At 56.0% G+C, this 24,480-nt stretch carries 22 protein-coding genes and 5 tRNA genes; 8 read left to right on the top strand and 19 right to left on the bottom strand.

Annotation, left to right across the window (positions count from 1 at the left end; translation table 11 throughout):
* Positions 1–63: 63 nt before the first annotated feature.
* The 5 genes from WC891_04360 to WC891_04340 are packed head-to-tail and all read right to left on the bottom strand — an operon-like array spanning position 64 to position 6,202.
* Complete coding sequence (locus tag WC891_04360) at positions 64–1,017, bottom strand: ROK family protein (protein MFA5867180.1); 954 nt, start codon at positions 1,015–1,017, stop codon at positions 64–66.
* Positions 1,017–1,871 (bottom strand): GGDEF domain-containing protein, encoded by an 855-nt coding sequence (locus tag WC891_04355; GenBank protein ID MFA5867179.1) that lies wholly within the window; start codon positions 1,869–1,871, stop codon positions 1,017–1,019. The genes WC891_04360 and WC891_04355 overlap by 1 nt, the downstream gene beginning before the upstream one ends.
* Positions 1,872–1,923: 52 nt before the next feature.
* Positions 1,924–4,095: a transglutaminaseTgpA domain-containing protein gene (locus WC891_04350; GenBank protein MFA5867178.1), complete on the bottom strand. Its 2,172-nt coding sequence runs from the start codon at positions 4,093–4,095 to the stop codon at positions 1,924–1,926.
* Positions 4,059–5,258, bottom strand: coding sequence for a DUF58 domain-containing protein (locus tag WC891_04345; protein MFA5867177.1), 1,200 nt, complete (start codon positions 5,256–5,258; stop codon positions 4,059–4,061). The genes WC891_04350 and WC891_04345 overlap by 37 nt, the downstream gene beginning before the upstream one ends.
* Positions 5,255–6,202 carry a MoxR family ATPase gene (locus WC891_04340; protein MFA5867176.1) on the bottom strand — a complete coding sequence of 316 codons (948 nt, stop codon included), beginning with the start codon at positions 6,200–6,202 and terminating at the stop codon, positions 5,255–5,257. The genes WC891_04345 and WC891_04340 overlap by 4 nt, the downstream gene beginning before the upstream one ends.
* A 123-nt stretch (positions 6,203–6,325) precedes the next feature.
* Between WC891_04340 and cooS the strand changes: the two genes are divergently transcribed.
* From cooS to WC891_04325, 3 genes are read left to right on the top strand one after another with little or no spacing between them, the layout of a single operon-like run.
* Positions 6,326–8,296, top strand: coding sequence for an anaerobic carbon-monoxide dehydrogenase catalytic subunit (cooS, locus tag WC891_04335; GenBank protein MFA5867175.1), 1,971 nt, complete (start codon positions 6,326–6,328; stop codon positions 8,294–8,296).
* 24 nt (positions 8,297–8,320) lie between these two features.
* The gene (locus tag WC891_04330) at positions 8,321–8,521 is read left to right on the top strand and encodes a 4Fe-4S binding protein (protein MFA5867174.1); all 201 of its coding nucleotides are present in this window, start codon (positions 8,321–8,323) and stop codon (positions 8,519–8,521) included.
* 4 nt (positions 8,522–8,525) lie between these two features.
* The gene (locus WC891_04325) at positions 8,526–8,729 is read left to right on the top strand and encodes a DUF1858 domain-containing protein (protein ID MFA5867173.1); all 204 of its coding nucleotides are present in this window, start codon (positions 8,526–8,528) and stop codon (positions 8,727–8,729) included.
* Positions 8,730–8,740: 11 nt separating this feature from the next.
* On the opposite strand, the gene WC891_04320 is transcribed toward WC891_04325, so the two are convergent.
* Positions 8,741–9,688 (bottom strand): ArsA family ATPase, encoded by a 948-nt coding sequence (locus WC891_04320; protein MFA5867172.1) that lies wholly within the window; start codon positions 9,686–9,688, stop codon positions 8,741–8,743.
* A gap of 70 nt (positions 9,689–9,758) precedes the next feature.
* On the opposite strand from WC891_04320, the gene WC891_04315 reads away from it, so the two are divergent.
* A complete protein-coding gene (locus WC891_04315) occupies positions 9,759–11,108 on the top strand; it encodes a multiheme c-type cytochrome (GenBank protein ID MFA5867171.1) in 1,350 nt (449 codons plus the stop codon).
* Positions 11,101–12,003, top strand: coding sequence for a diacylglycerol kinase family protein (locus WC891_04310; protein ID MFA5867170.1), 903 nt, complete (start codon positions 11,101–11,103; stop codon positions 12,001–12,003). The genes WC891_04315 and WC891_04310 overlap by 8 nt, the downstream gene beginning before the upstream one ends.
* On the opposite strand, the gene WC891_04305 is transcribed toward WC891_04310, so the two are convergent.
* Complete coding sequence (locus tag WC891_04305) at positions 12,000–13,952, bottom strand: S16 family serine protease (protein MFA5867169.1); 1,953 nt, start codon at positions 13,950–13,952, stop codon at positions 12,000–12,002. The two genes, WC891_04310 and WC891_04305, sit on opposite strands and share 4 nt — an antisense overlap.
* A gap of 119 nt (positions 13,953–14,071) precedes the next feature.
* Here WC891_04305 and WC891_04300 point away from each other — a divergent pair, with 119 nt between their 5' ends.
* Positions 14,072–14,602 carry a DUF4352 domain-containing protein gene (locus tag WC891_04300; GenBank protein ID MFA5867168.1) on the top strand — a complete coding sequence of 177 codons (531 nt, stop codon included), beginning with the start codon at positions 14,072–14,074 and terminating at the stop codon, positions 14,600–14,602.
* A gap of 8 nt (positions 14,603–14,610) precedes the next feature.
* Here WC891_04300 and WC891_04295 read toward each other — a convergent pair whose 3' ends face one another.
* The 6 genes from WC891_04295 to WC891_04270 all read right to left on the bottom strand — a co-directional run bounded on the left by WC891_04295 (position 14,611) and on the right by WC891_04270 (position 16,092).
* A complete protein-coding gene (locus tag WC891_04295; protein MFA5867167.1) occupies positions 14,611–15,204 on the bottom strand; it encodes a hypothetical protein in 594 nt (197 codons plus the stop codon).
* Positions 15,205–15,233: 29 nt separating this feature from the next.
* Positions 15,234–15,309: transfer RNA gene (locus tag WC891_04290), tRNA-Phe, on the bottom strand.
* A gap of 16 nt (positions 15,310–15,325) precedes the next feature.
* A tRNA-Asp gene (locus tag WC891_04285) sits at positions 15,326–15,404 on the bottom strand.
* A gap of 258 nt (positions 15,405–15,662) precedes the next feature.
* A tRNA-Val gene (locus WC891_04280) sits at positions 15,663–15,737 on the bottom strand.
* 98 nt (positions 15,738–15,835) lie between these two features.
* Positions 15,836–15,911: transfer RNA gene (locus tag WC891_04275), tRNA-Glu, on the bottom strand.
* A 105-nt stretch (positions 15,912–16,016) separates the two neighbouring features.
* Positions 16,017–16,092, bottom strand: a tRNA-Lys gene (locus tag WC891_04270).
* Positions 16,093–16,150: 58 nt separating this feature from the next.
* On the opposite strand from WC891_04270, the gene WC891_04265 reads away from it, so the two are divergent.
* Both WC891_04265 and WC891_04260 read left to right on the top strand, forming a co-directional pair.
* Positions 16,151–16,825, top strand: a complete 675-nt coding sequence (locus WC891_04265; GenBank protein ID MFA5867166.1) for an ABC transporter ATP-binding protein — start codon at positions 16,151–16,153, stop codon at positions 16,823–16,825.
* Complete coding sequence (locus WC891_04260) at positions 16,825–18,015, top strand: ABC transporter permease (GenBank protein MFA5867165.1); 1,191 nt, start codon at positions 16,825–16,827, stop codon at positions 18,013–18,015. The genes WC891_04265 and WC891_04260 overlap by 1 nt, the downstream gene beginning before the upstream one ends.
* Before the next feature lies 1 nt (position 18,016).
* On the opposite strand, the gene WC891_04255 is transcribed toward WC891_04260, so the two are convergent.
* From WC891_04255 to WC891_04230, 6 genes are all read right to left on the bottom strand, one after another.
* On the bottom strand, positions 18,017–19,375 hold the full coding sequence (locus tag WC891_04255; protein MFA5867164.1) for a hypothetical protein: 1,359 nt from the start codon (positions 19,373–19,375) through the stop codon (positions 18,017–18,019).
* A gap of 173 nt (positions 19,376–19,548) precedes the next feature.
* A complete protein-coding gene (locus WC891_04250; protein ID MFA5867163.1) occupies positions 19,549–20,121 on the bottom strand; it encodes a methyltransferase domain-containing protein in 573 nt (190 codons plus the stop codon).
* A 13-nt stretch (positions 20,122–20,134) separates the two neighbouring features.
* A complete protein-coding gene (purH, locus tag WC891_04245; protein ID MFA5867162.1) occupies positions 20,135–21,691 on the bottom strand; it encodes a bifunctional phosphoribosylaminoimidazolecarboxamide formyltransferase/IMP cyclohydrolase in 1,557 nt (518 codons plus the stop codon).
* A gap of 49 nt (positions 21,692–21,740) precedes the next feature.
* Positions 21,741–22,772 carry a hypothetical protein gene (locus WC891_04240; protein MFA5867161.1) on the bottom strand — a complete coding sequence of 344 codons (1,032 nt, stop codon included), beginning with the start codon at positions 22,770–22,772 and terminating at the stop codon, positions 21,741–21,743.
* Positions 22,769–23,515, bottom strand: coding sequence for a formyltransferase family protein (locus tag WC891_04235; GenBank protein ID MFA5867160.1), 747 nt, complete (start codon positions 23,513–23,515; stop codon positions 22,769–22,771). The genes WC891_04240 and WC891_04235 overlap by 4 nt, the downstream gene beginning before the upstream one ends.
* Complete coding sequence (locus WC891_04230; protein MFA5867159.1) at positions 23,515–24,480, bottom strand: carbohydrate kinase family protein; 966 nt, start codon at positions 24,478–24,480, stop codon at positions 23,515–23,517. Before WC891_04230 ends, WC891_04235 begins: the two co-directional genes overlap by 1 nt.

The raw sequence follows: 24,480 nt of genomic DNA, 5'->3' as shown, positions 1-24,480 counted from the left end.
CATAAGAAGAAAGGGCCTGACCCCAAAGCAAAAACGATGGTAGGACGCGAGCGGCATGCGAGTCTATTTCTTTGTTTCCGCAAGCAGGGAAGAAATGCCGTAGAGGCCGGCTTTGTTGCCTAGTTTCGCCGGTACGATTTTAACGACGTCCCGGTTAGGGATAAGGCCGCATTTTTTGACAACGGCCACGGCGGTTTTGAGGATCAGGGTGTCGCCTTCCATGACTCCGCCGCCGAGGATGATCATATCCGGATTGAACGCGTTTACGATGGTCACCAGGCCGGCACCGATGAAACGGCCGGTTTCCGCCAGCACAGCGATAGCTGTTGTGTCGCCCGCTTGAGCCGCTTGCGACACAACTTCGCCGGTGATGTTCTTAAGGTCGCCGATGGCTAGATCGACGATTTTTCCGCCGCCCGCTTTCTTGACGGCCGTGCGCGCCCGCGCGGCGATGGCGCGGCCGGACGCGAGCGCTTCCAGACAACCCTGCCCGCCGCACTCGCAGGCCGCTTTGCCGGCCTCGATAACCATATGGCCAAGCTCGCCGGCGCTGCCTGAGGTTCCGCGATAGAGCGCTCCGTCAATAATGATTCCGCCGCCGATGCCGGTGCCGATTGTCAACATGACCAGGTTTTTAACACCGCGGCCGGCGCCGAATCTGGCCTCGCCTAAGGTCGCGGCGGCGGCGTCGTTCTCAACAACAACTTTCGTCCCGAACCGCCCGGCCATAGTCTTCTTTAGCGGCGCGTTGCGCAAAGGCAGGTTGGGAGCGAAAACAACCGTCCCCGTTTTGTAGTCCACCAGGCCGGCCACCCCGATCCCGAAACCGTCGAGATCTGACTTCGTTTTGTGGATTGCCGACAGCAGTTCCTCGGTCAGGTCGACGACCCCGTCAATTATTGATGTAGATGATTTTAGGAGAGTCGGGCGGCGGGCGTCGATCTTGATGACGCCCCGCTCGTCGACGAGGGCGACCTGTGTAGTTGTTCCGCCAAGGTCACAAACGGCATAAAGCATTAGGTCGGCTGGGTATCAACGCCCGGATCGTATTGCACGATGCGGTTCCGGCCGGTTTCTTTAGCGCGATTCAAAGCCTTGTCGGCGCAATCGATAAGTTCCAGGTCGTTTTCACAGTGGTTGGGGTAAACGGCGACGCCAATGCTGACCGTCTTCTTTACGGCAGGCTCGTTCTTATCGCCCTCGAAACCCGATTCTTCAACAGCCTGACGGACTCGTTCGGCCACGGTCAGAGCTTCATCCTCGGTATTCGGTAAGATAACGGCGAATTCCTCGCCGCCGTAACGGCATACAATGTCGACGTCCCGAACCTTCTCCTCCAATATAACAGCCAGCCTCTTTAGCATCAGATTACCGGAGGCGTGGCCGAACTGGTCGTTGAATGGCTTAAAGAAATCCACATCGACCATCATCAGGGCGACGCGGCTGCCAAAACGGTCGGCTCGTTTCCGTTCCTCTTCCAACCGTTCAGCGAAGTAACCGTAGTTGTGCAGCCCGGTCAGCCGGTCGAGCATCGTGCCGTCGCTCAGATCGGCCAGCCTTCTCTTTTGAGAATGGAAATACCAGCCGAAGAAGAATCCGGCGGAAACCATAAGGCCGCTGGCGACGGAGAATTCAATCGTCCTGGCGCTGACCTCGTCAACAGGGATCTGCAAGTACAGGAATCCGAATAGCGCTAGCGCGCTTAAGACACCGACTCCCGCCCCGCCGATTTCGTTGTAATACAACGCCCCCATCATAATGGGCACGTAGAAAAGCGGCCAGAAAAGGGTCGATCCCTTGGTGAAGAAGATCACCACTGTGATGACAAAAAAGACGACACAAATGCCGACTAGGTACTTATACTTATCCATAAAACGGGCAGGCCCCCTAAAGGTTCAAAACCTGTTCAAGAGCACAAGCAGTTTAGCATGTATCGGTCGGCCTTTTCAACTTGTCGGATAGCGTCCGCCAAGCTTCCCGCGCCGCGTCCTCCTCAGACTTGCCGGGTGCTTCTCGGCCGTAGAACGCGGTCTCAAACATGCCTGTAAGCCGGCCGATTTCCGGACATCCGAACTCGGCCGTCAAAGCGGCGGAATACTCGGCCGGTGTGTCGCTTGGACGCCTGGGTCGCTCCAGGCCGGCGAATAGCTCGCACATGGCCAAGTAAGCGCTTTCAACCGCGGTGAAGGGCATGCCGGCTCGCGCGGCCGCAGGTTCTATTACCCGCGTCTTGAATCTTCGCCAGGCCGCCACGCCCGCGTAGCCAAAGGCGCCGGCCAGAAGCAAAGCGGCGGCGGCCCTGGCCAACGGGGAAGAAACGACCGCTCTCCACGAACCGAGAACATTTCTCAGCGTTCTCAGTTGTTCCGGGAAGTGCCGGTTTAAGTACTCAAACAGAGACGCGCCGGCGAACGACCTCCGCAATCGGCCCGTATCCGTTGGCATCTCGCTGCCCGGTGTCGGGTCGAAGGCGATCCACCCGTAGTTCGGAAAATAGACCTCAGCCCAGGCGTGCGCGTGCTCGGCCAGAACTTCGTAGTAACCGGTAAACGGATTATAGTCGCCCGGCACATAGCCCGTGACCAGTCTGGCCGGCAGGCCGTTCATCCTGGCCAGCACGACGAAGGCGCTGGCAAACTGGTCGCAACCGCCGGCTTTGCTGCTAAACAAGAAGAAATCGACCGCGTCCCGGTTTTCCGGCTGGAAAGGCGCCTCCAGGTCGTAACGGCACCTTCGATTCAGTTCCGCCTGGATTGCCTCCAGCTTCTCGTAGGGTTTGGTCATTCCGGCCGTGATTCGCGCGGCCAAGGCCGCGTCCCTGTCGGGCATCTCCGGCAGTTGCAGATATCTGGACAGTTCGCGGTTTCCGTATATTTGAGGCTGCTTCCTCAAGCGCGTCGGATTCGCCGGATCGTAGTGTGAAATCACACTATAGATCACCCCGGAATCCAGGGAGAAAGAGCTCGTTACGGCGGACTCCCGGTCTATCCAAACGGCCGCCGACGGGAAGTACAGCATACCCGCCTGGTACGGCGCGAAGACGATATTCGGCTGGTCCGCTTCGATATAATAGGAGGAAACAGTTTCCCGCGCCCCCATATATCCCTCAATGTCCAAAACGGGCAGGATGATGGGGGGCTGCGTTTTTTGCCTGGCTTGTTTCGGTTTTTCGGCGACGGCCGTCCAACCCTTGCCAGTGTAATTGACGAAAGACTGGCCGCGATGATAGGTCAGGTTGGTCGATTTTACCCTCATGACCAGCCCTTTGGACAACTTACCCCTGACTCGCAAATCGAGCGATTTGTTGAATCCGGGATACGAGGTGCCGGAAAAAGTCGCCCGGCTGCTCGGCAAACGTTCGTTCAGATTGACGGCCGGCCCGGCCAGCCCGCCCCGGAAGGCCGCCGCAAAGGCTTTTTCCGCGCTAAAAGGCAGGCTCTGCACCCGCATACCCGGCAGCCTTGGAGTCGCCAGATACGCGCCTACGGTAATCGCCATCATTAGGACCGTTGTCACCGCGATCCAGGCCAGCGATTTCCAGGCGGGCGCCTCTTTTAAAACTTGCAGCGGACTCACTCCCAGCTCGGATAGATACATACCGAACATCGCGAGCAATGAGAATACGATAAATCCCGCCAGGAAGAAGAGAAAGGACATGTCCAGCGCCAGGGTGCCCGCCATGGCGGTCAGCACTAAGCCTGACACCAAAGAGAACTGCAGATCACGGCGAGCCGGTAGGTCGAAACTGTGCAGGACCTGAATCCACAGAAAAAGTTCGGCCAACGGCACCCGGGTATCGTACGGCACGGAAACCACGTTGTAAAAGAACCAGCCCGTCACGCCGAACAGGGCGAACGAGAGCGCAATTTTCAGACCGACGTTGACGTTATCGCGCCGGTACCAGCTAAGGACAAAGCCGGCGATTATACCGATGGGAGCGATAATATTGGTTGATTGCGGCAGATAACCCTGGGCAACGACGGCGAATGTGCCCGTCAATACGGCGCCCAAAACGCTTGCCCGGACAAACAACGAGTTCTCGGGCGGCAGCTTCCTGTTTATCTCCCGGTAACGTTCAAGGGCTCTCTCAAACACTCCTTAACATCCTGTCCTTTCATTAATCCGTAAAGCGTCGCGCGAGCGCCGGCCATTTCTCCGGAGATCTCCTCCAGCGTTGGCGAGACTTTGTCCCCATAGCTGCGAGCGTCTACCAAGACGACGATCAGTCTGGCCCGGCGAGCTTGCACGGCGGCGGAAATGTCCGCCCAGTCGGCTTTTTGCGACGTCGCGATCAGAATGACCGTCGAGCGCTGGCCGATGAAAGGTATCGCCTCCTCGACCAGGGCCGCCGCGTCGAGGCGGCCGTTGGCTTTAAGTCCCGCCAGCCATTCAAGGGTCGGGAAGAAACCGGGGCGTTCGATTTTCGCCACGGCCTCTTTGTCCTGGGCAAAAAGACGCAACGGGTGGCCGGCTTTAAGGCAATAGTTGGCTAAGGTGGCGGCGACGCGGGCTGCAGCGTCCAAAGAATCGTCGCCGGCTCGGCCTGCCGCGGTCCCGGCCTTTAAATCAATGACGATGCTGACGGGCGTGGCGATTTCTTCCTCGAACTCCTTGACGACAAGCTCGCCCCGCCTGGCGGAACTCCGCCAGTGAACAGCCCGCATGCTGTCGCCCCGCCGGTATTCCCGGATTCCCAGATAGTCATAGCCGGAGCCGGCGCTTCGCCGTTCATGCACGGTTTCCGACGGGCTGGACATCGGTTCAAGAATCGGGAAGGTCGGAATCTCCTCGTAGGCGGGATAGATGGTTATGCCGGCGGTGGCCTCGTTTGAAACTCTTCGGTGCCACACCCCGAACGGCGCACCCGAGTCCGCGGCCAAACCGGCCTTGGTATAAACGCCTCTGGGCAAAGCGGTTTCATACGTTACCGCCCGCGAGGCGCCGCCGGGCAGCCAGACAACGGTTCCGCCGCCGCCCCGGGCCAGCTGGTCTTCTACCTTAAGAAGAAACCTCGGCAGCCAGCCCCGGTTGGAAACCTCCGACCGGATAACGACGGGCATGCCCTCAAACGATTCCGCCGGCATCTTCCGGACCGTGGTTAGCCGGCTGGTGACCAAGATCGGGACCGCGTAAGAAATGACAACGAGGCCGATCAATGAGGCCGAAATCAGAAACAGGAGAGCTGCCTGAACATTGGTAGCGATAAGAAACATCGCCAAAGCCAGAAGGAGAAGGGTGATTACTTTGCGGTTGATCATCGAACTACGGGAACCGGCACCTCGTCGAGAATCCTGGCGATTATCTTCCTGGCCGGCGCCTCGCCCGTTTTCAGCCGCGGCTTTACGAAAACCCGGTGCGCCAGCACGGCCATGGCGACGGTTTTGATATCGTCCGGCAGAACGAATTTCCGCCCTTTGATGGCGGCGTAACCTTGCGCCGTATGGACAAGCGCCAGCGTTCCTCGCGGACTGGCGCCCAAAACAAAGTCGTCGGACCGCCGTGTCGCGTCCGTGATTTTCAATACATAGTCTATAAGCGTTTCGTCGATAGAGACGGTCTTAACCGCGGTCTGCGCCTCAACGATTTCATCCGCGTGCATGACCGGCTTAAGCGTTTCGATCGGATGGGACGACTGCTGGCTGATAACGACCGACTTTTCATCGGCGGCGTCAGGATAGCCCAGGTTTATGCTCATCAGGAAACGGTCAAGCTGTCCTTCCGGCAGCGGGTACGTGCCGTGATACTCAACCGGGTTCTGCGTGGCGATGACAAAAAAGGGTTCCGGCATCGGCCTGGTTACCCCGTCGATGGTCACCTGTCGCTCATCCATTGCTTCCAGGAGGGCCGATTGTGTCCGAGGCGTTGTCCGGTTGATCTCGTCAGCCAGAACGATGTTGCCGAAGACCGGTCCCGGTTGCCATTCAAAGTCGCCGGTTTTTTGATTAAACAGGCTGGTGCCGGTTATATCCGACGGCAGCAGATCCGGCGTGAACTGAATCCTTTTGAATGTTCCGTCGACCGATTTGGCGATCGATTTGGCCAGCATCGTCTTGCCGACGCCCGGCACATCTTCGATCAAGAGGTGTCCTCGGCAGAGCAACGCCGCGACAGATAATTCGACGGCCTGACGCTTGCCCTTGATAACCGTTTCGATGTTGTCGACCAACTTGGCCGCGCTTTTGCCGACTGCTTCTATATTCACCCTAAAATCCTTTCCGGGGAGGTCGCTTGGGCCGACAAATTACATTATACAATAGGAGTCATGTGATATAATTTTTACACTATTGTCAAGTAACAAGCGCTACATGCGCGAATGGAGGTTGGTATGCCGGAATCAGAAAAAAAGACGCTCCGGAAGACGATGGATCCCGCGGCCGAACAGATGATAGAAAAGGCCGCCAAAGATAAGGTTTCCACCGCTTTTTCCCGCGTCGATGAGATGAAACCCTGCCCTATCGGATTGACCGGGGCTTGCTGCAAAAACTGTTTTATGGGACCCTGCCGCTTGACCAAAGAGGGCAGCCGCGGCATATGCGGCGCTGATGCGGCGACCGTAGTCGCCAGAAATCTGGCGCGTTCCGTTGCCGCCGGTTCCGCCGCTCACTCGGATCACGGGCGCGACGTCGCCTTGATGTTGCGCGGCATCGCGACCGGAGAGATCTCCGGCTTCGGCATCGCGGACGAGGATAAACTTATGGCAGTGGCCGAGCACTTTGACCTCGCGACCGAAGGCCGCGAGGTCAAAGACATCGCGCTCGACGTCGCCAATATCGCGCTGGGTAACTTCGGCCGCCAGGAAGGCGAGCTGAATTACTTGAACCGGGCGCCGTTGAAACGCCAGGAGATATGGCGCAAATTCGATATCGCCCCCCGCGGCATCGATCGGGAGATCGTCGAGGCCATGCACCGCACGAACATGGGTGTTGATACGGATCCGGAACACATCCTCATGCATTCACTCAAGACCTCGCTCGGCGACGGTTGGGGCGGCAGCATGCTGGCGACCGATCTGCAGGACATCATCTTCGGCACGCCGTGGGCCAGACGCGGTCAGGTCAACCTGGGCGTCTTGAAGGAAGACTATGTCAACATAGTCATGCACGGCCATGAAGCCCTGCTTTCGGAGACAATCATTGCCGCCAGCCGCGATCCCGAACTTATCAAACTGGCCGAGTCCAAGGGCGCCAAAGGCATCAACCTGGCCGGCATCTGCTGCTCGTCAAATGAGGTCCTGGCCCGCCAGGGCGTCCCGCCGGCCGGCAACTTCCTGCACCAGGAATTAGCTATCGTCACCGGCGTCGTCGATGTTATGGTCGTCGACGTGCAGTGCATCTTCCAGGCGCTGGCCGACGTCGCTTCCAGCTACCACACCAAGCTCGTAGCCACCAGCCGCAAAGCCAAGGTGCCGGGCGCAGAATATATGCCGTTGGACGAGAACGCGCCGATTGAGACGGCTAAGAAAATCGTCAGACTGGCGATCGAGAACTACCCGAACCGCAAGGAATACGAGATCCCGGATTATATTAGCGACCTGGTCGCCGGGTTCTCCCACGAATATATCCGTTATATGCTGGGCGGCAAATACCGCGCCACACTCCGGCCGCTGAACGACGCCATTATGGAAGGCCGGATCATGGGTCTGGCCGGCGTAGTCGGCTGTAACAATCCACGAGTCGAACAGGACGCGGCCCATAACTATATCGTCAAAGAACTCATTAAGAACGATATCCTTGTCGTCCAGACCGGCTGCGGCGCCATCGCCAACGCCAAGTACGGTCTGCTCCTGCCGGAGGCCATGAAAGACGCCGGTCCGGGGCTCCAGGAAATCGGCGAAACGGTCGGCATTCCTCCAGTTCTGCACATGGGTTCCTGCGTCGACAATTCCCGGATCCTGACCGTGCTCTCGGACGTGGTCAATGAAGGCGGGCTGGGCGAAGACATCTCGGATCTGCCGGCCGTAGGTATCGCGCCGGAATGGATGAGCGAGAAAGCCCTGGCTATTGGTGAGTACTTCGTGGCCAGCGGGGCTTACGTTATCTTCGGTGTCGGCAGCCCGGTTAGCGGCAGCCCGGTAATTGAGGATATAATTAATAATAGATGGCAGGAACAGCTCCAGGGACGTCTTGAGTTCGAACCGGATCCTGCCGAAATAGTAAACAAGACCCTGGCGCATATTAAAGAGCGTCGCGCAGCCCTAGGGTTGACGGAATATAAACCCGGTAAATACGTAAGAATAGGCGCGCCGACGTCTTTTGAGACTCCCAAGCCTCTTCAGACACCGCACCGAACTTCGTAAACACCCTGTGAAAGGAGGAGAAGTATGCCGCCAAAAGTAGATGCCAATAAGTGCACCGGATGCGGAACGTGCTATGACGTTTGCCCGGCCGACCCGGTTGTTTTTTCAGAGCCGGATCCAGACAACGAAAATTACAAGAGCGAAGTTGTCAATCCGGACGATTGTCAGGAATGCTTTGCCTGCGTCGAAAACTGTCCGGAAGAGGCCATTACGTTCGAGGACTGATTCTATGAAAATCACCAAAGACTTGACCATCAGCCAGGTGTTGGAGATGAATCCGGACACGGCTAAGGTCCTGATGAACAATGGAATGCACTGCTTGGGCTGTTTCATTGCCAGCGGCGAGACCGTGGAACAAGCCGCCGAGGCTCACGGCATTGACGTGGATAAGTTGATGGAAGAGCTCAACGCCGCGGCTCCATCCGAGGCCTAAAAACCTTATCCTTAGGAAAATAGAATAGAAGAGATTTGCCGTATTCGCTCCAAGCCCTTTATTTCGCTTGGGGCGAGCGGCACTTCTAGGACCTCCATACGCTGTTCGTATTCGTCTTTCAGATGTTTGAGATACCCCTGCTGCATGTTGCGGCGCGATTCCAGAAACGGGCTGTCCGATTCCCCGATAACGTTGTTGACGACCAGGTGTTTCATCTCCATCCCATAATCGTCCAACGATTTAATAATCCTCTCCGACTGCTTGACGCCCAAAGCCTCAGGTATGGTAACCAGGATGAACTCCGTGTTGGCGGGATTCTTCATGAAGGACACGACCTTGTCGGCCAGTGCTTCCCATTCTTTGATTATGTCGGCGATCCGGCGGCGGCTCGGTTTGCGCTTGGTGACGTTCTGCACCTTCTTAATGTAGTCCGTAAAACCCATGTAGACCTTCATTGCTTTGGTCAAATGGCTTATAAACATGTTCGGCATGTCCAGAAGTTTTAGGGTGTGGCCCGCCGGCGCGGTGTCCCAGACGACAATATCGTAACGACTCTTCTCGACCAGCTCCAGGATATAGTCCAGCATATATTCTTCCTCGATTCCGGGAGCCGTCGCCACATAATCGATAATATCTTCGTCAAAAGGTAAAAACGAGCTGATCACCTCATATATTTCCGGGCCGAATTTCTTCTTCCAGCGCTCCAGGATAAGGTCCGAGCTTATCTCCAGGGCTGTAAGATTAGGAGCGCCCGGTATCGGTGTTTCGCTGGCGCCGACGTCCGTTTCAAAGATGTCGGAAAGCGACGGCGTGGGGTCGGAAGATATGATTATGGTGTTATAGCCCTCGTCCGCCAACTGTGTCGCGATGGCCGAGGCGCACGTCGTCTTACCTACGCCGCCTTTGCCGGCCGTCATGATTAATTTCTTGCCGCTTGTCTCTAATCCTGTCAGGCTCATCCATGTCCCCGTGTGCTAGAATTATGGTTATTGTGAGTTATTTCGCGTAGATTATACCAAAGGAGGCCGCATGAAGTTGCTTCGCCAGGTTCTGACCTTCATCTTTCTAACGGCGCTTGTCTTATCGGCCTCACCGGCCGCTTCCGCCGCTCAATATTCAGCCAAAGACTTTATGGAACCCTCTTATTGTAGCGGATGCCATACTACCTTATATAACCAATGGAAACACTCCGCCCACGCCCGGGCTGTAACCGACGAGCTTTTTCAGAAACAGGTCGCCTACGCCGTGGAAGATCTAGGCGGCCCCGACAATCCTGAAGCCCAGGCCATAAGGGCCTTTTGTTTCGATTGTCACTCCCCGATAGGGAAAATGATCGGAGAAGTGCCGCCGAAGAGCAGCATCGCGATGAGCGGCGTGTCCTGTGATTTTTGCCATACGGTCAGCGGCACAAACGGCATCGGTAACGCGTCTTTCGTCAATACGCCCGGCAACGTAAAGCGGGGCCCGTTTGTTGACGCGATCTCCGAAGTCCACGAAACGACCTTGTCCGTTTTGCATACTCAGTCCGAATTTTGCGGCATGTGTCACGACGTTTATCACCCGATCAACGGATTGCCGCTCGAGCAAACTTACACAGAATGGAAGAACAGCCCGTACCCGGCTAAGAACCGGCAATGTCAGCACTGTATGATGCCTCAGATGAAAAACGTCAGCATAGCTTCTGAGGGTCCGAAGCGCCCCGTCGTTTTCGGCCACACCTTCGCCGGCGGCAATTTCGCGGAAGGCGATAAGACCGGAGCAATCAAGCTCCTGAAGAAAGCGGCCAAAATCGAAGTGGCAACCGACCGGACCAGCGCAAAACCGGGAGACAAGGTTTTCATCACCGTCAAGGTGACTAACACCGGCGCCGGCCACATGATTCCGACGGGTTTGACGGAAGTGCGCGACGTCTGGCTGGAAATCATCGCCGTTGATAAAGACGGCCAGAAAGACAAGGTCTATAACGAACGTTACACGACCGTTCTGGAAGACGCCCAGGGCAAACACGACGGAACCGTTCCCATGTGGCGCGCGGTCAAGATCTATTCCGACAACCGCCTCGCGCCGAACGAAACCAAAACCTACGAAAAGACTTACAAAATCCCGGCCGGCAAACAAGGTCATTACACAATGGTCGCCACCCTAAACTACCGGACCGCCTCAACTGAGATAACCCGCGCTTTAAAGATGAAAACAAAGCCGTCGGTGGCCATGGCCATCGCCCAGAAAAAGGTAATGCTCCCCGGCGGCGAAACGGCCTCCGATAAAACGACGACCGGCGCGCCGGCTTGGATTATCTGGGGCGGGACTGCGGTTGTCTTGCTGCTGGTCTTTATCGGCTCTATCCTGCTTATGCGGGGCGGCCGGAGCGATGCCTGAGGCGGGAGCGCGGCACGTTAAGGTAATCGTCAATCCGCACGCCAATCACGGGCGAGGGCGCGAAGTAATTCCTCTACTGAAAGACGGTTTGGCCGGCTGGGCTGAAGCCGATATCTCCGTCACCGAGCACCCCTGTCAAGCATTCGACATCGCGGCCTCGTTAAACGGATACGACGCCGTGGTCGCAGCCGGCGGTGACGGCACGGTTTACGAAATCGTCAACGGACTTGCCCACCAAAAGCGGTTGGACATTCCCGTGGGTTTGATCCCGACCGGTTCCGGAAACGATCTTTCCAAAGCAATCGGCGTCCCGCGAGACGCCCGCGCGGCCATGGCTCGTTTAAAGACAGGCGGACGGAAAAATATCGACCTTGGGCTGGTTAACGGCCGCTATTACACCAACTCGCTGGCCATCGGATTCGATGCCCGAGTAGCCCACTTAGCCAACGAAATCAAAGAGGAAACACGGAAGACCGGTCTCTCTTTATACATGACCGCCCTGTTCCGGGTGGTCTTGCATGACTATTACGGCCACACGGTCCGGATTCGCGTTGACGGGGGCGAGTGGGAAACCAAAGAAGTCCTCTTGGTCGCAATCAATAATGGCCCGATTTACGGCGGAGGTTTTAAGATAACGCCCGGAGCGGACAATGCGGACGGCCTGCTGGAGGTCTGTGTTATCGACGCCCTGCCGCGTTGGGAATTGTTCTTACGCCTTCCGTTCGCCGTCGCCGGTAAACATACCTGGATGAAGAAAACCCATTTCTACAAGGCTGGAACCGTAGATATAGAAAGCGAGCGCGACCTTCCGGCCGCGCTCGATGGAGAACTTATTTTAGCTAAACGGTACCGGGCGGAAATCGTCCCGGCCGCCCTGACCGTTATCGGCGTCTAATCGCCCAAAAGTTTCGCGGTTCCCGAAGTGCCCGACGCCGTCGTCCTTGTTACCTTCATACCGGCCAGAATCGACAGCATTTTCCCTTCCAGGGAGGCCGCCCAGAAGTTCTGGAGAGCCGTAAACTTATCTTCGTAAGTGCCCTCGCGATAGACCTTGCCGCCGTCGAAAGCGATTATGGCCATGACCGGCAACGCGTCCGCCTTCTTGGCCGAGTTGATGTTTTCCAAAGCGGAATCCTCGCCAAAATCGAGCATATTGATCATGGCTTTTTCCATCGTCACGCCGATAACGTTTCCATTGTCGTCGGTTTCGGCTCCCAAAGAATAATACTTGGCGATAAGCTTACTGGACAATACGAACGACTCCAGTGAATTGCCGAGCACGCCGATGGCCCTGGCTTCCGTGTTGCCAAGCTTGTCCTTCATTTCTTGCGCGCCGACGTTCGCCGAAACGGCGAATCCGTAGTCAAGCTCATTGGTCAGGAAGTAGTATTTCACGGCGTCCAGACTGACGTTTTCGCTGTCGGCAATATCCTGCAAGACGATCGTGTCAAAGTATTCGATATTGGCCTCCGACGCTTTGCGAAGCGCCTCGGAAAGCTGGGTGATCGCCGCTTTGTCGGCCGGTTTGGCCTTGCCTATGCCCATCCCGATCTTGACCGAATCCAGCGCGTAGTCTATTCCATAACTCGCCAGAGAGTAATAAGCCGTGGCGATCAATATATTGGCTACCGCTTCCTCGGGCGTGGCCGCGTCCCGGCTTAACAGGTCCTCGGCCTGCACAATCAGACCGCTCGCCAGCGATAACCGCCCGAAAGCGTCCGCCAGGACAATGGTATCGGCCAGAGTGCCTGGTTTTGTTTTTCGCAGCTGGTCAAAGGCATCATTCATTTTCTTGCCTGTCGGATCGATCGTCGACAAATAGTTGTCGACGCCCGCCACGCCTCCCTGCGCCAGGTACGCCTGCATCGCCTTCTTCATGTTGTACGCCATGGTCGTGTACATATAGGCGCCCGTTATCTGGTCATAAGCCGCGGACGTCATGCCCTGTCCCAAATAATCGTCGGCCTTGGCAGCCATATCGTCGGCCGACGCGACCCAGTCGTCCTCGATCGAGGTGTCGAAGCCGACAACCACGCCGCCGTACCTCGTCCTTTCATCCTCATATTTCTGGAACCAGTCTACGGCGCGGTCTTTTACCTTTTTGTCCACGCTGGCAGGGAGTTCGACCTTGGTTAAGGTCGCCCCTTCCGGCTTCGGCAACTCATTGCCCGTCAGACCCTTATAAGCCTCGTAGATGTTGGCTACCTCTTTAACGGTTATGCCTTTGCTCTTACCTTTGGCGATTAAATCAACGGCTTCCTCCGTCGTCTGGTCTACCTCATAACGGGTGCCGGCCGGAATCAACATCGTCTTCTTACCGGCTTTTTTGGCCCCGTCTATCTTGTACATAATGCCGCCGACCGGGCCGATAGTACCGTCGGGATTGATTGTGCCCGTCATCGTGACATCTTTCTTGACGTCGTCGCCCAACAGCGCCGCCAGTACGCCGGCGGTCATTAATCCTCCGGCGCTAGGCCCGTCGATATATCCATTCATCTCGAAACTATATTTGAAGTCAGTGACATCGCGGCCTAGCAGGAACGGTCCCATGGTCGCCGCCATCCAGCCCGATGCCCGCCATTGCGCGCCGGTCCCGGCGACCTCGTCCTCGATAAAACCGACCTTGGGCGTACCCGTTTTGTTGGTTTCAATGGTTATCTTGGCGGTGCCGTAACCGCCGCTCGGACCGGTACTGTCTTCCTTGTAGAAAAGCGGATTGACGTTGACCGTCCGCTTGGTGACCTTAGTCTGATCTTGCGGCGTGACTCCGCAAACGGTGCAGGCGATTGTCGTAGAGAAAAAAAGACAGGCTGTGACGACTGCGGCGAGGGTTCTCTTGAACATTCTTAAGGCTCCTTTCGTGCCGGCGGTAGAATGACAAATGACTTTATGACCAGGTAAGTTGTCAGTATCAGAATAAGTATATTAGACAGCAATTGCAAGTAAAAGGTTATAATGTTGGCATGACAGTTACTATAAGACGCATCATCGCCATCGCCATAATCATAGTAGCGCTCGTGGCCATCGTCCTGATTGTCCGCGCCTGCCGCGCGCCGGCCGTCAAGCCGGTCGCGATTAAGTCAGGCGAGAGCACGAAGCTGGGCGGCATAAACTGGTCGGTCATCAGCGTCTTGAAGACTCGCGACGTCGGACAGGCGGACGCCAAGGTGACCGCGCCAGACTGGTTCCTGATTGTCGACTTTTACCTGACAAATATAGGCGACCAAAAGGTCACTCTGAAACCGGAGGCGTTCACGCTTAAAGACGGCGCCGGCAAGACCTACTTAATCGACAAGAAGGCGACGGACGCCCAAATCAAAGGGCTGGCCAATCCGAAACTCGTGTCCGTTTATTCCGCGTCGATTCTGGTCAAGGAAAAGCAGCGCGTCGTCATGGTGTTCGCGATACCGGAAGCGGCGACCAAGCTGATGTTAAACGTCGACGGGGCGGCCATCGGGGCTGACCGAAACTTGCAGATAGACCTGGGATTCTAGACTTAACTTCAGTCCTTCTTTTTCGCTTCTTTGTACTTCTTCTTCGTCTTGGCGATCACGTCTTTCGTTTTGTTCGTCGCGAAAGCCAACTGCCTGGCGGTCAACACGGCAATCTCCTCAAACAAAGGTGTCTGTTCCCATTGCCGGGTGTCCGGCTTCATGTAGAACCGGTTATCTTTGAATTCGATGACGCGTTCCGCGCTGATACTGACCGGTTTGGTAAAAATGTTCTTTTCCATGATAAGCGAGGTCACCTTCCCCGATTCGTCGATGATGTAGTCGACGACTTTGCCGATGACGTCATCCCCTTCGACCGCGGACGGATGAGGATTCTTAACGACCCGCTTGACGGCTCGGCTTACATCCCTGTTAAAAACCAGTAGGATTGCCGGGCCGGCCGACATCAAATGATCGTCGCCCACGCCGACCAAGCGCTCAAACGGCATGGTCTTGTGGGGATAGGAAGCCTGGCGGCGAAGTATCAAAGCACGGATCTCCGTCTTGTCTTCGGTCAACAAGAAACGGCGGACATACCCGCGGAACTTATGGTTTTCCACATCGAAAACCGGCAGATCGATTAGGTCGCTTAACCGGATGTTCAAGAAAGCCTCTTATCGGTTGGTAAGGAAAGTGGTGGCGGGACCCAGAATCGAACTGGGGACGCCGGGATTTTCAGTCCCGCGCTCTACCAACTGAGCTATCCCGCCATCCCCAACATCGAGATGGCGGAGCCGACGGGATTCGAACCCGCGATCTTCTGCGTGACAGGCAGATGTGTTAGGCCAGGCTACACCACGGCTCCGTATTACAATCATATAACTATAACAAATATCAATGGTGGGCGATGGAGGATTTGAACCATCCTCCGTCGGGCAGTCACCTAACTGCCTGCCCTCCTCACGGGGGCAACCAACGGTTTCCCCCTTGAGTTCCCCCTTCCTTAACCTAGATTACGGGGGGAACCTTTCCCCCCGATGCAACCCCCCTTATGTCGGAGGTTCAAATCAACTCGTGTCAACCATTTTCAGAAGATACTGAATCTGGCACCATCCTCTGAAAATGGTGGGCGATGGAGGATTTGAACCTCCGACATCTTCCTTGTAAGGGAAGCGCTCTCCCACTGAGCTAATCGCCCCCGCTAACGCGAACCCACCACCTACAATATACAACTTACAACCTGGTTTTGTTGTCTGTTGTCTGTCGTAAGTTGTTAGTTGCCTATCATAGATAGGCTGGTACCCCCAAGGGGACTCGAACCCCTGTCGCCGCCGTGAAAGGGCGGTGTCCTAGGCCACTAGACGATGGGGGCCTAATAGCTGTTAGTTATTAGTGGTTAGCAGTTGGCTGCGGACAACCAGGGTCGAACATATGTCCTCTCTAACAACTAACCTCTAACCACCAACCACCGATTTGCTGGTGGGCCGTGAAGGACTCGAACCTTCCACACCCGGATTAAAAGTCCGGTGCTCTACCAGATGAGCTAACGGCCCATAACGTCTTATTTTACACGCCCGACGAGGGCAATTCAATAAATGTTAGAATGAACGCATGGCTACTGAACCCATCATCAAGGTCGACGACATCTACAAGACCTACGACCTAGGTGAAATCTCCGTTACAGCATTAAACGGCGTCTCGTTGACTATTCAAGACGGCGAGTTCTTTATCATCACCGGCCGCAACGGCAGCGGCAAATCAACCCTTTTGCATCAGCTTGGGTTGCTGGACCGTCCTGATTCCGGCTCGATCGTCTTCAGCGGCCGTGACGTGCTCATGATGTCTGAGAAGGAGCGGGCCGGCATGCGCGTGCGGGAACTTGGCTACATTTTTCAGGAATACGCGTTGATGGCGGAGCTGACCGCGCTGGAGAATGTCATGCTGCCGGCTATGATGGTCGCGTCGCGCCAAGAAGCCCGGGCCCGCGCATTGGACCTTCTGGACCGCGTCGGCGTCGCCCACCGCGTCAACAACCTTCCCCGCCAATGTTCGGGCGGTGAACAGCAGAAAATCGCCATCGCCAGAGCGCTTATTAACAATCCAGCCGTGATTTTCGCTGACGAGCCGACCGCTAACCTGGACTCTATCGCCGCCGAAGGCATCATGGAACTCTTTCAGTCGCTGAATACCGAGGAGCACCACACTTTAGTGATGATCACGCACGAACAGGACGAAACGCACTACGCGACACAGTTGATAAACCTGGTCGACGGGAAGGTCGCCTAATGCACGAATGGAAAATCCCTTTCTTCCTCATCAACCGGCATATCATCCGCGGCAGCAAATGGACGCTGCTCTTGATTATCTTCCTGATGGCGATCGCCTTTATCAACCTGGTCTTCGTCACCTCGCTTTTTAACGGCATAATCGATGTTTCCGATTCTCAAATAATTAACACCCTGGCCGGCAACATTATCGTTTTCCCGCCCAAAGGAGAGGACACCATCAAGGATTCGACCGCCGTGCTTAACGCGATCCGCCACACCGGCGGAGTCGCCGCCGCGTCCGCCCACTACACCGTTCCGGCCACGCTGATTTCCAAGAACGTCAAAGGAGCTTTCCGCGTTATCGCGATCGATCCGCAAGATGAGAAGAACATCACCGAGATTAAGAATCTTATTAAGGACGGCCGGTATCTTAACCCGAACGACCGTGACGGTATTCTCCTCGGTTACGAGGCCGCCGGCGGGGACAACACGGAAAACCGGGGCTTCAAAGCTAAGGTCGGAGACAAGATAAAAGTCCAGACGGCGACGGGCGAGACGGAAATGACGGTCCGCGGCGTCTTCCACGCGAATTTTGTCGAGAGCGACATGCAGACCTTTATCACGCTTAAAGGCCTGCGCGATATCGCTCCTGCGCTCAAGAACAAACCGACGAGCATTCTTGTAAAGACCGACAAGAACGGCGACGAAGCCGCGGTCATGGAACGATTGAAAGCCGCCGGCGTTACCGGGGTAATCGAGACGTGGGTTGACCAAAGAGGCTTAATGAAGAACGTCACCAAAAGCTTTGTCAGCATCGACGTTCTGTTGAGCCTGGTCGCCACCCTGATCGCGGCCATCACGATCTTCATCGTAATCTACATCGACGTAAGCAATAAACGCCAGCAAATCGGGGTCCTGCGCGCGCTGGGTGTCCGCCCGTATCTTATTCACTCCGTATATATTATGCAGAGCACGATCTACTCGGCGATGGGCGTTTTAATGGGGACGGGGATGTTCTTCGCCATTCTTGTGCCTTACTTTATTAAATATCCGTTTTCATTGCCGCTGGGTGACGCTCATCTGGTCGTCAACTACGCCAGTTTCATCATTCGCGCGGAAATAATCATGTTTGTCGCCCTGATTTCCGGGTTGATTCCGGCGTTGATGGTTACCCGGATGAACATGCTCGACGAGATCCGCGGGAAATAACTCAGAACTGAATCGTTTTATTCTGGTACGGCCAATGGCATTTGTTGGCCTTGGCGGTACCGCCTTCCCCTCTCCACCAGCTGTTGTCCTCTGCCCAAATGGGTTCGCTATCGTCGGTCCCCTGCGTCAGCTGCGTCAAACCCGTGCCGTCCGGCTTAACCGTCCAGATCGACGCGTTGCCGCCCCCCGATGAATCGGACCGGCCAACTTGGAAGGCAATGAGGTTTTTGTAATTCTCACCGGAGGCGTGGGTGATTGTTTTGTCGGCGCCGTTTTGGGTGGCCACGACCGAGGTTGTCTTCTTCTGGGTATCGAAGCGTTCCAGTGTGTTAACCGGTTCGCCGGGAGGCGCCGGGTGCGTCGTCTTCGCATAAAAGATGTTCACTTGCGTTGTGATATCCTCGTACGTGTTCATCCAGAACGGAGTATAGACGCTGTACAGTGTAGTGCTTACATCCGAGCCGGGAGCAATCGGCAAGACCACTTCAGGCGAAGTGCCGTCGGCTTTGGTCTGGATAACGCCCATCGTATCCCAGTGGGCGCCGTTGACTGCTACAATCCGTTCCCCCTGGCCGTCAAACCCGGGTTCGTCGGCGCTCTTGATGATTTCGATCCGGCTTGTTCCGTCCGCCGCCGCCGTATAGACCGCTCTTGTCGATATGCCCAAAGACGCGCTGCCGTCGCTTTTATAGGTGAAAGCAAGCGTATCGGACGTCGGCGACCAGGCCGCGAAGGTTGAACCGTACCTGCCTAAACCGAGCGTGTACGGCAAGTTGCTCGTCAGGTCGACATAGTCTTCGGAACCCGTCTGCTTTTGCTTCTCCGCGCTGAGGATCCACATATCGGCCGTATCGCCCGGTTGGCCGCCCGCGTTCAAATCCGGGACTTGTTTGACAATGGACGCGGCGAGCTTTTTCCCGTCGTTGGAGACCACGGCGAATCCGACTTTCAGCCCGTCGGTTATATGAGCGACGTTCTTTCCGGCCAAATCGCATGAATAGACGTCTCCGTACGGCGTCGAACCGGCCACCCCGGTCTCTTTGATGAACCATATCTTCTCCGGGTACTGGGCAAAGCTTAGGCTGAATTCCGCCTCTGTCGTCTTGGTCAACTGGGTGCTCTCTTTCCCGTCGGCGTTCATAATCCAAATGTCGCCGGCGTGAATATAAACGATCTTCGGCCTCGGCGGCGGAATCGCCCCGGCTTTTCCGTTGGCGGATTGGGCGGCTTGAATCGGCGCGCAACTGCCCTGGTGAACCAGACTGGGCAGACTCGGCCAACAGAAACAACCCAAAAAGACGACAAGTGTGAGGACGGATACAGCGACCAGACTGGTCCGGTGATAGATGCTCCGGTTCATGGCGCACCCTCCAAAGGGCAGGTTGATCCGGCTGGAAAGTTTACTTTTTATGCCATCAGATTAGCACTACCGACCGGAAACATAAAGTGCCTCTGAAGTGCACGACTCTAGTGCACTAGAGCACAGAAGTCGACCCCTTCACTATCGTGCCCTGGAGCACTGTAGTGTTGCCTCTACGTGTTTTGTTTCTGCAGGATGATTGCACGGCTAAGTTTGACGGGACGTTCCTCGATTTGGTGCAAGCCGGCGGTTTCCGCGATCTTCATCATTTCGTTCCAGGAGTCCAGCGAGACGTGCCATTTCGGTTCGACGATCAAAAAGCGGCCGCCCGGTTTCATGGCGGCCGCGATTTCGGCCATTAACCTGTCCTTGTCCGGCACCTCATGAACCATCCAGAAGGCCAGCGCGAAGTCGACCGGCGCGGGTATAGTCAGTCTGTCGGGGGAACCAAGAATCGTCTCAATGCGCGATTCCAGGCCGGCCCGTTTGGCGCGCCGGCGGACGACTTTCAACATATGTTCCTGAATATCGACGGCGAACACACGGCCGGAGTCGCCGACCAGGCAAGCCATGTCAATAGTGAAGTAGCCTTCGCCGCATCCTAAATCAAGCGCCGTGTCACCCTCGTTGACCAGCCCCTCCATGATCCGGCAGGAATTATGAACCAGACGGCGGAGCGGATTATCGAACGACCAGCAAATCCACCAAGGGCATTTAGCCTCTTCCAGAAAACCTTTCTTAACCAAATGACATCCTAAGTTAGTGTCTGAAGTGACGGTACCCGGTAAAGACCATAGCCATACCGAATTCATCGGCCGCCGCGATGACCTCGTCGTCGCGAACGCTGCCGCCGGGCTGGATGATCGCTACCGCCCCCACCTTGGCCGCTTCGTCCACTCCGTCGCGGAACGGTAAGAACGCGTCGCTGGCCAGCACACTGCCTTTGGCTTTCTCGCCGGCTTTTATCCCGGCTATCGTAGCCGAAATAACCCGGCTCATTTGTCCGGCGCCCACGCCCACCGTCACCATGTCCTTAGCCAGTACGATGGTGTTCGACTTGACGTGTTTGCCGACGCGCCAGGCGAAAAGCAGATCTTCCCATTCCTGTTCGGTCGGGTGCCGCCTGGTCGCGACCTTCATGTCGTCGCGTTCCTCGCGGGACAGATCCATATCCTGCAACAGCAAACCGCCGTCGACCTTTTTGAAATCCTTCTCTCCGACATGCGTAGGCCGTTTGGCGTCCATGACCAACAACCTGATGTCCTTCTTCTCCTCCAGAATGGCCAGCGCCTCGTCGTCGTAACCGGGCGCCACGACTACCTCGATAAAAACACCCTTCATGTGCTCGGCGATCTGCTTTGTAACCGGACGGTTTAAAGCGACGACGCCTCCAAAGGCGCTCAATGAGTCAGCATCCCAGGCTTTCCGATAGGCGTCCGAAATGTCCGTCGACAGCGCCACGCCGCAGGGATTGTTGTGTTTGACGACCACGACGGCCGGCACGTTGAACTCGTGAACCAAGCCCCAGGTCGCGTTCATATCCAACACATTATTGAACGAAAGCTCTTTGCCGTGCAGTTTCTTGGCGTTAACCAGCGCGTGTGGTTCCGGCACCAGCGCGCTGTAGTAAGCAGCCCGCTGGTGAGGATTCTCGCCATACCGGCAGTCCTGCAGTTTTTTGAACCGCAGCGTCAGCATGTCAGGAAAATCGGTGACCTCGCCGGCGTCGCCAAGATACTGGGAAATCGCCGCGTCGTAAGACGCCGTCGTTTTGAAGACCTCTTTCTGAAGCTCCATCCTGGTGGCCAGGCCAAGCGCTCCATCGTTGGCTTCCAGCTCTTCTATCAATGGCGCGTATCTCTCCGGATTAACGACGACTGCGACGGCGTCTGCGTTCTTAGCGGCGCTTCGCAACATGCTCGGTCCGCCGATATCGATGTTCTCGATTGCCTCTTCCCTTTTCACGTCGGGTTTGGCAACCGTGGCCTCAAACGGATACAAATTGACGACGACCATGTCAATCGGGATAATCCCATGCTCCTCGATCGTCTTCATATGCTCCGGCAGGTCGCGCCTGGCCAGCAAGCCTCCGTGAACGGCCGGGTGAAGGGTTTTTACGCGTCCGTCCAGCATTTCCGGGAATTTGGTCACGTCCGAGATGTTGATTGTCTTAATTCCTTCAGCCTCCAAGGCTTTGGCTGTGCCGCCGGTTGAAATAATCTCGGCGCCGAATTTGGCTAAGACCTTGGCCAGGTCTACCAAGCCCGTCTTGTCCGAAACACTTATCAGTGCTCTCTTAATCTTTACCTTATCCACTTGTCCTCCACTTCACCTGTCACTACAACTTCTCACTATTCACTTCCGACTAGCCGAGCTGTCCCGCGATTCCTCTTATCTCTTTGCGCATAGCCTGGCTCTCTCGAACCGTTTTTTCCTTGTCAGATTCACTGATAATGACAGCGCCGCGCGCGTTGATTTTCCCCATCATGTGGGTATCCATTTTGTTCAACAATAGACCTACTTCGGCTTTTCCGCCCGCCGTGAAAGCGTCCGCCACCAGCGTGATTATCTGCGTACCCGCCCCGTATAAGGCAATTTCCGCGGCGTCGATCGCGTACCGGTTCCCGTTAAACGAGACGGCCAAGCCGCCGCCGTTTTTCACCTCTTGAAAAACCTGGACATCGGTAATGCTGTCGCCGACGTACATGACTTCGGAAATTTCATTGCCGGTTCGGAGCAAGCTATCGTCCAAAGCCCGCGCTTTTTCCGGGCCGCCGATTGGATTTATGCTTGTCAGAAGCGCCCCGGCGTGCATTTTCGGCAGCTCTTCCCAGAATACGTGCTGCAGTAGAGCAATCGTTTTCCGGCTTTCTTCCGGCAGCTCGTCAAAATGCTTGGCCTCCGGCGGAAGGTCGTATTCCGGCATCTCGTCGATCTCTTCTTTTATCTCCTTGATCCGCTTCTCGTCGGTTTTCGATAAGACATAATGGTCAATATTTATCTCCGTGGAGTAAGTGTTCTCGATCGGGAATGCCGCCACTTCACATAAGGCCTGGATGTAAGGGTGATAGCTCGTGGAAATGATAAAGGCTTCCATCTCCTGTAGCACCCGGTGCAAAGTCGCTTGCGCGCCCGGTACGAACATAATATTCTGCCGTGAATAATCCTCCATCATCGCTTTGGTAACCCCGTAGGCCTTAAAGAACGGGATAATCAGCCGTAAGGTGTCGCCGGCTTTATACCCGGGCTTGTGGACGATATCTACCAGATAATCGTCGTAACGGCTGATTTTGGTGAAAAACTTGGCACCGTTCGGGATGAATTCCGCGGCCATCTCCATGGCGTTATCGTTTAATGAAACAGGTCCTTCACAATCGGTGACAAATTGCCTGCTCATTTCGTCTCACTTTCAAGCCAAGCCTCTACCTTGCCGGTCAGGTCATAGCCTGTCTTGAGTTCTTGTCCGCCGGCATAAATCTTTCCTTCCCTTATCTGTAGATGGCCGTCCGCGAATTCCTTGAGGGTTAGCAGGAGCAATGGCAACTCCCTGATTACGCCGTCGTGGCGGATCTGGTCGAACCCGCCGCGGACCGGTATTTTGAAATACGCGATCGCCGGTCCTCGGTCCAGCTCCGTCGTCACCAGGTGCATCATTGCTCCGGTTTCCCGGGCTCCGGTCTCCAGTAACTGGTTTATTACCTGCTGCCAAGTGCCTGTCGGCCCGTCCGGCAAGGCCGGATGTAGGTTGACCATGTTGTAGCGGACGCACATCTCAGGACCGACAATCAGCATATATCCGGCCAAGACGACGATGTCGGCCGACCGTCCGTCTATCGCGTGCATAACAGCGCGGTCGTAATCCAGCCGCCAGGCCTCTAGTGTAGCCACGTCTTGCCTGCCCTCCATGCGGCGCGCCGGCTCAAACGCGTCCGAACTCATCGCGATTACCGGAACACCGTGGCCCAGGCCCGTCGCGATAAACTCGTCGCTTTCCGGGGCTTCGCCGTTGTCGCGATTGCAAAAGCAAAAGGCCATCTCGGCATCGATAGTCCCATCCGCTATGGCCTCGTAGACGATTTCAAAAAGGTCGAGCGCCACCCGGTCCCGACCGGTGGAAAACCAACCCAGTTTAAGCGTCATCACCCGACTCCGGAGAAAAGCGACTGATCGGGATAGTTCTCACGACCCCAACCGGTTATACTTGTAGCCGCGGCCTTATTGCCCAGTTGAGCGCACTGCATCAGCGGCAATTTCTTGATCATCCCGCCGATGAAGCCGGCCGCGTAGACGTCACCCGCGCCGGTCTTGTCAATCGCCTTAACCTCTTCGGCGGGCACCCCGAATTCCTCTTTGCGCGTAAGAACATATGAGCCGATTTTCCCCAGCTTGCAGACAACAACCTCGGGTCCGTAATTCAGGATCTCGTGAGTCCCGTCGACATAGTCCTCGCCGGTCAACAACCTTACCTCACGGTCCGTGATAAACACGGTGTGGCTTTTCTTAAAGACAGGCATCATCTTCACTAAACCCTTTTGGGTGTGGATCTCGCCCGGGTCAAAGCTTATTTTGACGCCGTTGCCAAGCGCTTGAGCCAACTTAATCTGAGCTTCCGTCGGCGTCTCACCCGCAAACGAGGTCAAGTGAAGAAATTTTGTGTCCGCCGCATAGTTCGTATCGATATCGGCGTAAGAGAAATCGTCGTTGGCGTTTGGTAGAACGATGATTGTCCGCTCGCCGTTCGGGTCCAATAAAACGATCGTTACGCCCGCCTCACCGCCCCGTTTAATCCGCGAAGTGTCGACGCCGGCCATGTTTTCCAGGAGGAAGTCACCGTTTTCATCCTCGCCCACCTGGCCGATATAACCGGCTTTATAGCCGAGCCGGCTCATGGCAACGGCGGTGTTGGCGGCGCTTCCGCCGGGGCTGCGGCTCACAAACTTGCCGTGGGTTTTCAAGAGCTGCTGAACGTCGTTGAATTCACCTATGTTGCAGAAGACCTCGCCCCCCGGTTCGCAGTCACGGCCGCAGACCTTTATGTTGCTTAGGTCGTCGACTACATAAATCAGGTCTACGTTCAAAGCGCCGAAACCGATGAAATCGAACAC

The sequence above is a fragment of the Actinomycetota bacterium genome, assembly GCA_041658625.1.
GTDB lineage: Bacteria > Actinomycetota > JAHEXW01 > JAHEXW01 > JAHEXW01 > JBAZZW01.
This window is presented reverse-complemented; position numbering and strand designations above follow the sequence as displayed.

Coding starts and splice junctions, on each gene's coding strand:
- WC891_04305 (MFA5867169.1), bottom strand. CDS start 13,952: ATGTTCAAGAGAACCCTCGCCGCAGTCGTCACAGCCTGTCTTTTTTTC.
- cooS (MFA5867175.1), top strand. CDS start 6,326: ATGCCGGAATCAGAAAAAAAGACGCTCCGGAAGACGATGGATCCCGCG.
- WC891_04360 (MFA5867180.1), bottom strand. CDS start 1,017: ATGCTTTATGCCGTTTGTGACCTTGGCGGAACAACTACACAGGTCGCC.
- WC891_04255 (MFA5867164.1), bottom strand. CDS start 19,375: ATGAACCGGAGCATCTATCACCGGACCAGTCTGGTCGCTGTATCCGTC.
- WC891_04300 (MFA5867168.1), top strand. CDS start 14,072: ATGACAGTTACTATAAGACGCATCATCGCCATCGCCATAATCATAGTA.
- WC891_04330 (MFA5867174.1), top strand. CDS start 8,321: ATGCCGCCAAAAGTAGATGCCAATAAGTGCACCGGATGCGGAACGTGC.
- WC891_04345 (MFA5867177.1), bottom strand. CDS start 5,258: ATGATCAACCGCAAAGTAATCACCCTTCTCCTTCTGGCTTTGGCGATG.
- WC891_04240 (MFA5867161.1), bottom strand. CDS start 22,772: ATGAGCAGGCAATTTGTCACCGATTGTGAAGGACCTGTTTCATTAAAC.
- WC891_04265 (MFA5867166.1), top strand. CDS start 16,151: ATGGCTACTGAACCCATCATCAAGGTCGACGACATCTACAAGACCTAC.
- WC891_04235 (MFA5867160.1), bottom strand. CDS start 23,515: ATGACGCTTAAACTGGGTTGGTTTTCCACCGGTCGGGACCGGGTGGCG.
- WC891_04355 (MFA5867179.1), bottom strand. CDS start 1,871: ATGGATAAGTATAAGTACCTAGTCGGCATTTGTGTCGTCTTTTTTGTC.
- WC891_04315 (MFA5867171.1), top strand. CDS start 9,759: ATGAAGTTGCTTCGCCAGGTTCTGACCTTCATCTTTCTAACGGCGCTT.
- WC891_04260 (MFA5867165.1), top strand. CDS start 16,825: ATGCACGAATGGAAAATCCCTTTCTTCCTCATCAACCGGCATATCATC.
- WC891_04325 (MFA5867173.1), top strand. CDS start 8,526: ATGAAAATCACCAAAGACTTGACCATCAGCCAGGTGTTGGAGATGAAT.
- WC891_04310 (MFA5867170.1), top strand. CDS start 11,101: ATGCCTGAGGCGGGAGCGCGGCACGTTAAGGTAATCGTCAATCCGCAC.
- WC891_04320 (MFA5867172.1), bottom strand. CDS start 9,688: ATGAGCCTGACAGGATTAGAGACAAGCGGCAAGAAATTAATCATGACG.